The sequence below is a fragment of the Spirosoma sp. SC4-14 genome (assembly GCF_037201965.1).
In the GTDB taxonomy this organism is placed as follows: domain Bacteria; phylum Bacteroidota; class Bacteroidia; order Cytophagales; family Spirosomataceae; genus Spirosoma.
In genome coordinates this window covers 6,607,807-6,620,681 of record NZ_CP147518.1, presented here as the reverse complement: position 1 = coordinate 6,620,681, position 12,875 = coordinate 6,607,807, and the positions used below count along the sequence as shown (strand labels likewise).

Annotated in this window: 10 protein-coding genes; 5 read left to right on the top strand and 5 right to left on the bottom strand. The window is 47.6% G+C overall.

The genetic code is table 11. From position 1 onward, the window contains the following. The 3 genes from WBJ53_RS27315 (at position 1) to WBJ53_RS27305 (ending at position 4,049) form a co-directional block, all read left to right on the top strand. Entirely contained in the window at positions 1-1,503 is a 1,503-nt protein-coding gene (locus WBJ53_RS27315; RefSeq protein WP_338872185.1) for a TolC family protein, read from the top strand. A 96-nt stretch (positions 1,504-1,599) separates the two neighbouring features. Continuing rightward, positions 1,600-3,015: an efflux RND transporter periplasmic adaptor subunit gene (locus WBJ53_RS27310; RefSeq protein ID WP_338872183.1), complete on the top strand. Its 1,416-nt coding sequence runs from the start codon at positions 1,600-1,602 to the stop codon at positions 3,013-3,015. 200 nt (positions 3,016-3,215) lie between these two features. Further along, the gene (locus WBJ53_RS27305) at positions 3,216-4,049 is read left to right on the top strand and encodes a helix-turn-helix domain-containing protein (protein WP_338872181.1); all 834 of its coding nucleotides are present in this window, start codon (positions 3,216-3,218) and stop codon (positions 4,047-4,049) included. Between the two features lie 77 nt (positions 4,050-4,126). On the opposite strand, the gene WBJ53_RS27300 is transcribed toward WBJ53_RS27305, so the two are convergent. The 3 genes from WBJ53_RS27300 to WBJ53_RS27290 form a co-directional block, all read right to left on the bottom strand. Next, positions 4,127-5,044 (bottom strand): helix-turn-helix domain-containing protein, encoded by a 918-nt coding sequence (locus WBJ53_RS27300; protein ID WP_338872179.1) that lies wholly within the window; start codon positions 5,042-5,044, stop codon positions 4,127-4,129. Between the two features lie 82 nt (positions 5,045-5,126). Then, positions 5,127-6,080, bottom strand: coding sequence for an alpha/beta hydrolase (locus WBJ53_RS27295; protein WP_338872177.1), 954 nt, complete (start codon positions 6,078-6,080; stop codon positions 5,127-5,129). 1 nt (position 6,081) lies between these two features. Beyond that, the gene (locus WBJ53_RS27290) at positions 6,082-6,240 is read right to left on the bottom strand and encodes a hypothetical protein (protein WP_338872175.1); all 159 of its coding nucleotides are present in this window, start codon (positions 6,238-6,240) and stop codon (positions 6,082-6,084) included. Between the two features lie 54 nt (positions 6,241-6,294). Here WBJ53_RS27290 and WBJ53_RS27285 point away from each other — a divergent pair, with 54 nt between their 5' ends. Both WBJ53_RS27285 and WBJ53_RS27280 read left to right on the top strand, forming a co-directional pair. Then, entirely contained in the window at positions 6,295-7,425 is a 1,131-nt protein-coding gene (locus WBJ53_RS27285) for an NAD(P)/FAD-dependent oxidoreductase (RefSeq protein WP_338872173.1), read from the top strand. Between the two features lie 173 nt (positions 7,426-7,598). Next, positions 7,599-8,993, top strand: coding sequence for an alpha-L-fucosidase (locus WBJ53_RS27280; protein ID WP_338872171.1), 1,395 nt, complete (start codon positions 7,599-7,601; stop codon positions 8,991-8,993). Here the strand turns inward: WBJ53_RS27280 and WBJ53_RS27275 are convergent. Then, the gene (locus WBJ53_RS27275; protein WP_338872169.1) at positions 8,975-10,207 is read right to left on the bottom strand and encodes a hypothetical protein; all 1,233 of its coding nucleotides are present in this window, start codon (positions 10,205-10,207) and stop codon (positions 8,975-8,977) included. The two genes, WBJ53_RS27280 and WBJ53_RS27275, sit on opposite strands and share 19 nt — an antisense overlap. Continuing rightward, positions 10,204-12,693, bottom strand: a complete 2,490-nt coding sequence (locus WBJ53_RS27270) for a DUF2339 domain-containing protein (protein WP_338872167.1) — start codon at positions 12,691-12,693, stop codon at positions 10,204-10,206. The genes WBJ53_RS27275 and WBJ53_RS27270 overlap by 4 nt, the downstream gene beginning before the upstream one ends. Positions 12,694-12,875 lie beyond the last annotated feature (182 nt).

Genomic DNA, 12,875 nt, shown 5'->3' with positions numbered 1-12,875 from the left:
ATGCAAGTGGCGTGGAAATCAATCGGAGCCATTGTTGCTCTGATGCTAACAACAAGTCTTACCGGAACGTATGCCCAAACTAATCCGAATGCGGAGTCGCTCAGCGGTGCCGCAACGGCTTCATCGGCATCTACTCCGGCCAGGCTGAATTTGTTACAATGTATTGAAATTGCCCAGCAGAACAATATTACTGTTCGGCAGGGACAGCTAACAGTTGCCAATAGCGACTTGCAACTGCATCAGTCCCGGCTGAATTTGCTGCCAACCACCAGTTTTCAGACCAACCAGGGTATAAACGGTGGGTATAGCATTAACCCTCAGTCAAACGCCTTCGTTCAGCAAACGATTCATTCCAGTAACTACCAGTTAAACGCTTCGTTTACAGTATATAATGGCATGGTATTGCGGAATACGGTCAAACAAAATGAACTGACATTGCAGGCAAGCCAACAGGAACTGAATGCTACCAAAAATAATGTTTCGTTGACCGTTGCCCAGAACTATCTGAATGTGTTGACTGGTACGGAGCAGTTAGCGGTTGCCCGGCGGCAAGCCGAAGTGACCCAGGCTCAGCTCGACCGTATGCAGCGCCTGGTGAGCGCTGGCTCGGCGCCGGAAGCTAATTTATATGAACTGCGGGCTACTCTGGCCAGTAATCAGGTTGATATTGTAACCGCCCAGAATACGGTGGACCTGGCTAAAGTGGCCTTGTTACAGTCGATGAATGTGCCTATCAACCAGGATTTTGAGGTTGAGCCAGTGAATGTGCCTGATCCTGGTCTGGACCCCTATACGGCTAGTGTACAGCAATTATACGATGTAGCATCCAGCACGTTGCCCGAGATAAAAGGGGCTGATATGCGTGTAAAAAGTGCTATGCTGGGTGTACAAGTTGCTAAAGGGGGCCTTTATCCAACATTGTCATTGAATGCAGGTTTAAGTACGATCTATTCCAGCGCTGCCACTAAATCAACCCCTAATGGGCAGACAATTCAACAAACACTTGGCTATTTTACTGATCCGAATGGAAATAACCTTCCCGTCTACACTAATAGTCCCCAATATGACCGGTTGGGAGTAAGCTACGGTAACCAACTTAAAAATAACTTTAGCCAGTCAGCGTCTTTGTTCCTGCGTGTACCTATTTTTCAGGGCAATTTGTCGCGGAACCGGGTCACTACAGCCAAAATTCAGCAGCAGACAGCCGAACTGACTGCTCAGAATACCCGATTGGTCCTGCGCCAGCAAATCGAAACAGCGTATACCAATATGCGTGCTGCTGCCAACAAGTATCGGGCAACGCAGGTTCAGGTTTCATCGCTCGAAAAAGCGTTTGAAGTCGCCGAAAGCCGTTTGAATGCCGGAGCCATCAACGCAACCGATTACACGATTGCAAAAACCAATCTGGATCGGGCGCGGGCCAGTCTGGTGCAAACCAAGTATGATTACGTATTCAGAACGAAAATTTTAGATTATTATCAGAATAAACCGCTTAGTTTTTAGTGAATAGTGTGCAATGTATGATGAATAATAGAACAGCTTTTAAAAAAGAGCTACAACCATTTTACATTCTACATTATTCATTATACTTGTCACATTATGAGAAAGAAATCTAACAGAATTTGGTGGATTTTAGGTGGACTGGTTGTGGTGCTTGTCGTTGGGTTAGTAGCCGCCAAACAAACAGGAATCATTGGGAAGCCCAAACCCACCGAAGTCGATTTTGCCGAAGTTAAGCGTACTAATATCATCGAACGGGTTAGCGCATCGGGGCGCGTTCAGCCACAGGTAGAAGTAAAAATAAGTCCGGATGTGTCGGGCGAAATCATTGGCCTCTATGTGAACGAAGGTGATCCGGTAAAGGCCGGACAGTTGCTGTGCCGTATTCGGCCCGATAACTACGAATCGATGATGGCACGGGCCAAAGCCACCGTAAATCAGAGCAGGGCACAACTAGAGCAGTCGAAAGCATCGGTAGCCCAGTCGAGTGCGCGGCTGATTCGGGCAAAGGCCGACTACGAACGTAATCGCAAATTGTTTGCCGATAAAGTAGTGTCGTCGGCCGATCTGGAAACCAGCGAGGCCAACTACAATGTTGCCAAACAGGAAGTTGAAGCAGCCAATGCCAATGTTCGGGCGGCTCAGTTCAATATCCAGAGTGCTGAGGCCAGCCTGCGCGACGCCAGTGAAAACCTGCGTAAAACCACAATTTATTCGCCCGTGAACGGCACCGTTTCGAAGCTCAACATCGAGTTAGGCGAACGGGTAGTTGGTACATCGCAAATGGCCGGAACCGAAATCATGCGTATTGCCAATCTGCAAAATATGGAAGTGCGGGTCAATGTGAATGAAAACGATATTGTTCGGGTTACCCTGGGCGACACTGCCGATATTGAAGTTGATTCGTACACGACTGCCGGTCGTAAATTTAAAGGCATCGTTTATGAAATTGCCAATACGGCTAATGGGCTGGCCGGAAGCACGGGTTCGTCGGCTGCGGCTACCGTATCGACCGATGCCGTTACGGAGTTTGAAGTAAAAGTGAAAATTCTGAATAATTCTTATTCCGACCTACTGGCTCAGAAAGATAAAAAAGGATACCCATTCAAGCCGGGAATGACCGCTTCGGTCGAAATCATTACCGACCGAAAAATGGGCGTACTGGCAGTTCCAATTGCCGCCGTCACAACGCGTGGCGAAGGGGTAGATGCTACGGGTGAGAAAGAAAAACCCGATGATAACGACAACCAGCAGTCTGGCAATACCAACCAACCCGAAAAGAAAGAGAAGGTAAAAGAAATTGTTTTTGTGAATGTTGGCGGGAAAGCTGTTCAGCGCGAAGTAAAAACCGGTATCAGCGACTTCGAAAATATTGAAGTGAAATCAGGCCTGAAACCAGGAGAACAGATTGTTTCAGGACCATTTATTGCCGTCTCGAAAAAGCTGAAAGATGGTGAGCTGATTGCCAAACGGGACCCGAATAAGAACAAAAAGAAAGAGGAGAAAGAAGAATAGGCACTGACCTCAATTCGATTTCTCTATTTGCTATTAAACAGACCGAAGAGGCATAAATCAGACATAGCTCTGGATTGCCTCTTCTGGTTTTTATGCACTATTGAAAAGTAGATGATGAGGGGCTGGACCAAGACTTGTTTTGTTTAGTCATACTTTATTCTGCTAGTGTTGACGATATAGCCATAGCTTATAATCTGCCTATGCCAGCTATCTGCATGCAGCACCAGGAGTTTGAACCTCCTGAAGAGTTACGGGATACCATAAAATGCTTTTGGTATGATAGGCGTGACTTCGGAGAGCAACAATCGGGCTTTGAAGTAATACCAGATGGTTATGCCGAAATTATTTTTTATTTCGGAAGCGCCTGTAGCACCGTTTATCATGGCGACTTACTAACGCTGCCATCACCGTTTATGGTGGGTCTGCTCAATCGGCCTGTCATTTTTTACGCTCAGCACCGTTTGGAAATTATTGGTGTCAGGTGCTTTCCATGGACCGTGTTCACGCTGCTTGGGCTGCCTTCGGGAAAAGATAACGTGCGTATTTTTGAGCACCCTATTGTTCAACTTCAATCTACGCTGGCTGAGTGGATGCTGGCGGGTAAGCCAGAAGATGCACTGGCTCAGCTCATACCGTATTTCCTGAATGCGCGGTCGGGCATCGACACGGGCAGTATGCTATTCAAAGCTGGAGCTGCGATGAGAGCCGCAAACGGCACTATGCCAGTAAGCCAACTAGCAACAACGGCTCATGCAACCGTTCGTACATTGGAAAGAAAATTCAAACAATTCTCTGGGCATAGTGTGAAAGATGTATCGGGCCTGATGCGTTTTGAGCAAGTGCGAAACCACTTATGGCTGTATCCTAATGCCAGCCTTGCTGGCTTAGCGTATGAACTCGGTTATACCGATCAGGCCCACCTAAGCCGGGAGTTCAAGCGGTATAGTGGCACCACACCGGCAGTATTCGCACGGAAGAGAAAGAAGAATAAACTAGTTCTAAGCGACGATTTGATTGCGTTCACACCAGCCTGATGCAGCACGTTGAAACCTTGTGCTCCAGACGGTCGGGGGCATGAGGTTATCCATTCTGGCCCAGGCACTCTGTTGCATCAGTTAAACGCTTTACGAAACTCAAGCGGAGAAACATGCGTCTTCTGCTTGAAGAGTTTATTGAAAGACTGCGGATATTCGAAGCCCAACTGATAGGCTACCTCTGCCACCGTAAGACCAGTGTTACTCAAGAGTAGTTTTGCCCGCTCTATTATTTTCCCGTGTATATGTTGCTGAGCATTCTGCCCGGTTTGCGTACGGAGCATATCACTTAAATAGTGAGGAGAAACGTTCAGTTGTTCTGCCAGGTAGTGCACTGTAGGCCGACCGTCGGTTAGGGCCATATCTTGATCGAGGTAAGCATCCATCACCCGTTCCAGCCTGGCCAGCAGATCATTATTCAGCACTTTGCGGGTCGTAAACTGACGTTTGTAAAAACGATTGCTGTAATTGAGTAGCAGTTCTATCTGCGAAATAATTACATCCTGACTGGAATCATCAATATGCGACTCCAGTTCGTCTTCAATGATCTTAAAAACAGAAATGATCGTTGTTCGCTCCTTTGCCGAAAGATGCAGCGCTTCGTTGGCAGTATAGGTGAAGAAATGATACGTTTCGATAGTAGCTGCCAGTGGATAGCCACGCAAAAAATCTGGGTGTACAAAAAGATTGAAACCTTCATATTCATTGACATCCGACGCTGCTGTGAGCAATTGGCCCGGCGCTACAAATACCATCCCACCTTCATCGAAATCATAGTAGCTCTGGCCGTATTTTACTTTTCCACGCATGTCTTCTATGAAAGACATCTTATAAAAATTAAGGAGCAGTGCCTGAGGAAACTGGTCTTTCCTCAGGTTCACAGTACAGTTGTGTACCAGGCTCACCATCGGTTGCAGCGGTTTGGGAAGACCCAGCAGGCGGTGTAGTTCTGATATTGAATTGATCGGGTGAGGAGTGGCGGCCATCTTCTTCATGGTTTAAAGATACAAAATGAGGTATTTACAATAAGAAGCCTCCTTATCTGCCTGATCAATAAAGAGGCTTCTTACCAATGGCTTACAGTGTAGTAGTATAAAACGCAAGGAGCTTAGTAATGGCAGGCGTTACAAACTCCATTTTATCATACAGGTCTACGTGTGTGGCACCATCAATCATAAACAGCTCTTTAGGCTCTTGAGCTGTTTTTATTGCCTCCTGCGTCATCCACAACGTTTTTGCTTCCGACCCTGCAATCATCAGCAGTGGGCGAGGGGCAATCAGGTTGGCAAAGCGGAAGGCGTCGAATCCAGCAACAAGCTCTACGCTCTTCCACGTAAAAGTTTTTGCTGAACGCAGATGATATCCCCTGTCGGTGCAATAGTATTCCCATCCTTCATATACATGCTGGCCCAGGGCTTTAGCCAGTTCGGCAGTAGGGGGGAAGATAGAGAATTCGCCGGGTTCCTTTCCATTGTCTACTTCACAACGGTCTGCCGCTGCCTGCTCAAGCAGTGCCTGTATTACTTGTGGACTTTGCAATCCATCTCCTCCCTGCCGAAACTGGTGTCCGATACCAGCTGCACATACTGTTGCGAGTACTTTTATCCTATGGTCAGTTGCAGTTGCTGCCACGCCATAACCGCCAGAAGCACAGATGCCCAGCACACCAATTCTATTGGCATCTATTTCCGGCATCGAAGCCAGGAAGGTAACAGCAGCCTTAATATCTTCGATCCGTTGTGTAGGGTCTTCATAATTCCGGGGCAACCCTTCGCTCTCGCCCTGATAAGCAGCGTCGAAGGCCAGAGCAACATATCCATTGTTGGCCAGCAACCCGGCGTATAGTCCGGCAGTCTGTTCTTTTACCCCGGCGCCAGGGTGGCCTACTACTATGGCCGGACGTGGCTGTGCTGATGCGCGAAAATCGGCGGGAAGATATAACATACCGGCAATGCGGAGTCCATTTGATTTGAACGTAACGGCTTTGCTCTCTACAGCAGTGCTGGCGTCTGTTTGGTTTGTTGTGGTCATACTATTTGATTGTTTCGTATGACACAAAATTCAGGTAGTGGCGTTCGACAGGTGTTTCCTGAATGCTGATAATTGTATCCAAAATGAAGATCCGAATTTTATAGCGAGTCGGCAACCGGCGCTGGCTAACAATTTTGTCGCGTTTATACAAGAATGCCATACGAGCATTCGGGACTTTTGTGCTTCTGACTGATCATGAAAACCAGACAAAATCATGTTACTGACGCATAAACAGGTAGCCATTATCGGTGCAGGCCCCGTTGGTCTCACCATGGCAAGATTACTACAACAAGCTGGAGTCGACGTAATGGTTTACGAGAGAGATAAAGATGCACAAACAAGAATCTGGGGCGGTACGCTCGATCTGCACAAAAAATCAGGGCAGGAAGCCATGAAAAAAGCAGGATTGCTTGAACGCTACTATGCTATAGCATTACCTATGGGGATAAACATTGCTAACCCGCATGGAACTATAGTAACCACTAAAACACCCACCCCCGAAAATCGGTACGATAACCCGGAAATAAACAGAAATGATTTGCGGAAAATGTTGCTTGACAGTTTAAAAAGCAACACAGTGGTGTGGGATAGGAAGTTAATCGGGCTAGAAGCCTGTAACGGCCAATGGTTGTTACAGTTCGAAAATAAACCTGATGCCACTGCCGATTTTGTGATCGTAGCTAACGGCGGTATGTCTAAAGTAAGAAGTTATGTGACAGATTCTGAAGTAGAAGAAACCGGAACGTTTATCATACAGGGCGATGTGCCTCAACCGGAAGTAAAATGCCCGGAGTTTTATCAATTATGCAATAGCCACAGGTTGATGGCCGCTTATGAAGGAAATTTGTTGGTCGCAAACCCCTATAACAACGGTATATTAACCTACGGTGTGATTTTTGAAAAACCCCAGGAATGGAGCCACACTAATGGACTGGATTTTGAGAATACCGACAGCATTAGTACGTTTCTTCTAAACAGGTTCTCAACCTGGAGCGCACCTTACAGGCAGTTAGTTAGCGCAACCTCTTTTTTTGTTGGATTGCCGACCCGAAAACTGCCCTTAACTGAGCCCTGGAAAAATGATCGTCCTTTACCGATTACGCTTATTGGTGATGCTGCTCACCTGATGCCTCCTTTTGCGGGTCAGGGTGTAAATACCGGACTGATAGACGCATTAATTTTATCAGATAACCTCACAAACGGCAAGCATGCAACCCTGGAAGAGGCTATTAACCATTATGAACAACAAATGCTTGTTTATGCAGCAGAAGCGCAACATGAGTCGGGCGAGAATGAAATCGAGATGCGCGATCCAGCTTTTTCTTTTCAAAAGTTTATCCAGTAAGCCGCAGGATAATTGCTTTCATTGGACTCAGCGTGTTTGAACAGGCTGGCAAAAACGATCGTTTTTGATGGTTAAACATGGCAGTGCCATCCTATCAGGAGTTATCAGTCTCTAAACATTTATTTGGTATATAGTCTGCCGTTTTTGCTTTTCTGTAAAAGCAGTGACGACTCATGAAACGTTTATTGTTAGTTATTTTTTGCTGTGCTTTCCTTTCTGGCGTGAATGCACAATACAAGCCTACCTGGGAATCTATCGACAGCCGACCGGTTCCGGGCTGGTTCGAAGATGCTAAATTCGGTATTTTCATTCACTGGGGGCTGTTTTCGGTTCCGGCCTTTGGCCCAACCGCCCGCGATGGCGTTGGTGTATATGACCGGTATGCCGAATGGTACTGGTGGAAATCGACCGACCCGAAAAGCCCAGCTTATCCGATTTTTACCAAATTTCAGGATCGGGTTTATGGTAAAAATTTTAAATACCAGGATTTTGCGGAAGGCTTTACGTGCGAACTCTTCAAACCCGACGAGTGGGCCGATATACTTAAACGCTCCGGGGCACGCTATGTGGTTTTAACCAGCAAACACCACGAAGGTTTCACCCTATGGCCCAGTGCACAGTCGTGGAACTGGAATGCCGTGGATGTTGGACCACACCGCGATCTGGCGGGCGATCTGATCAAATCCGTACGCGATAAAGGTCTCCGAATGGGCTATTACTACTCGCTCTATGAATGGTTCAATCCGCTCTACAAAAGTGATGTGAATGCCTATGTGGATAACCACATGATTCCGCAGATGAAAGACCTCGTTACGCGCTACAAACCCGATATTCTCTGGACCGATGGCGAGTGGGACCACCCGAGCGAAGTTTGGAAAAGCACCGAATTTCTGGCGTGGCTCTATAACGATTCGCCCGTGAAAAACGACGTGGTTGTCAACGACCGGTGGGGTAAAGAAACCCGCTCCAAACATGGCGGTATCTTTACAACTGAATATGATCTGATTCACGATGGCAATTCGGAAGGCGTGAAGTTTGCACGCCCGTGGGAAGAGTGCCGGGGTATTGGTTCGTCGTTTGGCTATAACCGGGCCGAGATTCTGGACGATTATTCGACCTCCAGGCAACTGATCGGTATTTTGATCGATAAGGTTGCGCGGGGTGGCAACCTGTTACTCAATATTGGTCCAACCGCCGATGGACGAATTCCGGTTATTATGCAGCAACGACTGCACGACATTGGCGACTGGCTGGCTGTAAATGGCGATGCTATTTACAAGAGCCGGGCCTGGGAAAACGCACCCAAAGTAACGAAAGATACCAGGCTATTTTTTACCAGAAAGGGCAATGATTTATACGCCATCTGCACGGAGTGGCCCACACAGCCTATTGCCATACCGGCAATAAAGAAACCGACCCGTGTGTCGTTGTTGGGTTTTAACGGTACAATAGCGATGAAAGGCAATAGCATTGTTCCGCCTGCCGTTACACCGGCTACCATTCCCTGTCAATATGCCTGGGTGTTTAAACTGGAGAATGCGTTATCAGATCAACGAACGGTTCGCTGACTTACTTCATTGAGCATTCGGTATGAGAAGAAGCCAAGTAGCAACAATACCAATCCTAATACTGGCCAGATAATGCGACTGTCGCTAAACCAGAGCACCGCTTTTTTTGTGTCTGGAGAAAGTGTCGTTGTGGGGCCAACGCCAATAATAGGGGGGGCAACGGGTAGGTTTGCCCTGAAATAGGATAGGTCATACGTGGGTGCGGGGGCACCGGAAGCCGAAAAACGAAGATGATATGTGGTGCCTGCTGTTAGGCTGGCAAGTAAATAGGTTGTTAACTGATATGCCTTAATTGTCCTCAATGAAAGGGGCGGACTGTCGCCATTGTCGATAACTACATATAGATCTTTGGTTTTTATGCCCGGCAGATAGACAACGTTACTATCGGCCGAACTGAGTTCGATCGACCGGATGGGCTCAAACCATTTTTCGATATGGCCATGCTTTTTTTTTCGGGTAGTAATCAAACCCACTTCTGCCCGGCGGTGGAAAGGAGTTGATTGATTCAGGACAAAAATGAGTTTGTCGAAATGGGTAGCCGTGGCTCGGCTAAGGCGAATATAGGTCTTCTGATTGCTGCTGTCGCGTTGCGATAGCAAGAGGTTGGGTAGTACCGAATAAGTCCCCCGTTGCGCTGTTGATTGGTAATAGCCAATGCGAAGAATATTTAACGGCGTGCTGATCGAATCGTTGAGAACCAACTGATAATATTCGTAATCATTTACGGGAAAATGAATCGTAAGGGTGTCAGTTGGGGCTGCATGGCCCGAATTGGGTTCGAGCCAGATTTCATCGTCGATGGCATACCAGTTTTGAGTATCCGTACTACCGCTCAATCGCAATTTTTTGCGCACGTTCGTATTCCGAATAACCAGCGCCAGCGAGCTGATTCGGCTCTTTGCCCGATTGCGGATCAGTAGTGTTGTGCTGGCATGAGGCTGAATGGTTCTCATTGCCAACTCGTATTCTACAAATCGGGTTGCGGGAACGGGCGGTTTCTGAACCAACAGATAAGGTATTTCCTGCTGGCTGGCGAATAGCCGAATGTCGGTCAGGTTTGGGTTAAGTTGCCCAACCACATCAACCGGAAGCAGAATACGGTAATAACCCGATTGGCGAACCGTATCGACACGAGCCTGCAACCGGAACGACTGTGCCCGGATTACGGACGTTATCAACACACAACCGGCTACCAGCCAAAAACGCAGAATCATAGTTCAGGAGCAGGTGGAGTAGAATCGTTGGACAAGATAAGCCGTTTGATGCGCTGATACATAAACGAAATAATCAATAATAGTACGCCAAGCGAAATAAACGCAGCAATGCGTCCGCCTTCCGAAATACCCTGAAGATCATAAAAAAACAGTTTGAAGAGCGTTATAGCGAATAAACTAAGCGACATGATTCGGTATGCCCGATTTCGGTGCGATAAACCCAGATACATAAACCCGAAGGCGCAAAGCCCCCAGAGTATAGGTAAGCCTACCTTGCTGGTTTGGGTCAGAAGTGAATAATAGCGGTTGTTCATGGCAATACGCTGGGCAGGCTGATGCACAATGTCGACTTCCGAAAAATTGAAATAAATGATATGGGCAAACAATTCAGCACTGGCCGTATAAACAATCACAAAGCCCAGAACCCACGGCCAGCACCGATTGATCAGGGTAGGTAAGTGAGCCAGAGATCGACGGAACGTGTCGAGCAAAAACAAAATACCCGTTAAGAACAGCAGACTCAGATAATGAGCAAAATAGCCAGCCAGGCTACCTTCTGTTCCCTGAAAATATCCGCCCAGCAGTTCCATAACGGCCGGATTGAAGAGTGTAATGTAGAGCAGTACCATCAGCGCACCCAGTAGAGAGGCCTGTATCATCCAGCTCCGTACCTGATTTCGGTAGGCAAATAGCAGAATACCAAAAGCAAAGCCGAGGTTATAGGTTCCGAGCAATAAGGTATGATTGACGCTGAATCCAAACTGCTCGACCAGTTGATAATCGGTTTCGTAAGCGCCACTTAGGTAGCAAACCAGTACCAGCAGATAGCCAATAAGCCGGTTGTAGACCGTTACCGGTAAATTGCCAGGCCAAAACCGGAAGGGTTCCGTTTGTTGCTTCAGTAATCGTCTGGTTATCAGTAGGCTAAGAATGGCAATGCTGCTTGTGATAAAGGCTTTGTTCAGAATAACCGGCAGGCGAGGCTGTGCCGGAACTGCATTTGTCAGATACAACTGCGACCAATCCATTGTCAGGCTAATCAGCATTAGCCCCAGAACTATAACCGAACTGGTTGCCACCAGTGTTAGCCCCGACCGTTGGGATAGCCACAACAGCAGAACGGCTTCCAGCGCCCAGAACATAGTAATAAAATTCCCATCCAGTTGCACCGGAATGGTCAGGCTGGCAAACGTAATGACCAGACCGATCAGCAAATAGATCAGGGTGCGGTCAATGGCTTCGCGTCGGTAAAGGAACGTTGCAAGTCCCAGATTAAACACGGCCAGCCCTACCGTAAACAAACCCTGGTAGGCGCCCTGTTGCACGTTGGCCAGAATGACCATGCCAGCCGTATAATAAAAAGCCGTATTGCTCATGAGTAAACCGATCTCTACGGCTGAGAAACGCGCTTTTTCTTTTAGGTTATAAATCAGATTCATGGCCATGAAGACCAGGTAGAAAGCCGTGGCAAAGAGCAGTGCGCCAACATAAGGCGCATTCGTTACACCGGCAACCTCCAAACTGAGCCATAACCCATAGAGCAGCACCGTGAAACCATAGGCGACAAAATGAACGATGTTCCACTTCTTGAAATAAGCGAGTACCAGCATACCGCAGTCGAGGACGAGCAGATAGGTTAGCAGAACAATGTAATTTCCCTGACCCGAGCTAACCATAAACGGAGTGGCAAACCCACCCATGAGCGACATAACGGCCAGGGCCGACCGGTTGTAGATAATAGAGAGCAGTACGGCAAACCCTGTGATAACAACCATCAGAAGAAAAGCGGCCGTCTGGCTAAAAATCTTATACTCCGAAAAGGCAATGGCAATGGTAAAATATAGCACCGACAGGCCGCCTGCTACCAAAACCGAACTGAATGCCGTGAACGAATTGCGCAATCGGTGGGCTAACCCAAGCAATAAACCACCCGCCATAATGCCGATCAGGACGCGACCAATTTCGTTGATCCAGTGCTGATCGATGGCAAACTTTACGAAATAGCCAATACCCGCAACCAGAATGGCAATGCCAATTTTGTTGATAAGGTTCTCACCGATGAACTTTTCCAGATCGGGGTTTTCGGCCAGAAATCGCTGAAAAAACGAAGGAACAGGCTCGGTTCGGCGAATGGGCTGATTTACCGGAAGCTGTGGTTCAGGGTCTGGTGTAACCTCCGAAGGGAGTACTATTGGCGTTACTGGCTCGGTTGCCTGTATGATTAATGGTGGAGTCGATAGATCCGGAACAGGAATTGGCGGGATGGACGCTTCCGAAACCGATGCCTGATCGACCAGGGGTTCCGTTACGGATTCAGGCGACACAACTGACGCCGTATGAAGTAATTCATCCCGAAATTTAAGCAGGTCGGCCCGAAGGTTATTGATATCGGCACGTTGATTTTCGAGCAGGTGGCGAACAGCCCCAAAGCGACTATTTGCTACAATGACCAGAACGATCAAAACCAGCAGCAGGAATGCTTCCATGGGTAGGTAAGTGTCAGATTTATAGTAGTATTACGGCGTGAGCAGGAGCAAAGATGTGAAAAGCCAGTGAACTATCCACCGCCAGATTTTTTTAGGGTAGAATGACTTACTAATCGGTAAATGAGCAACGCGCCGGGCGATACGGAAATTTGCCCTGCACGGGCTTTCTTCCGTTCTTTACC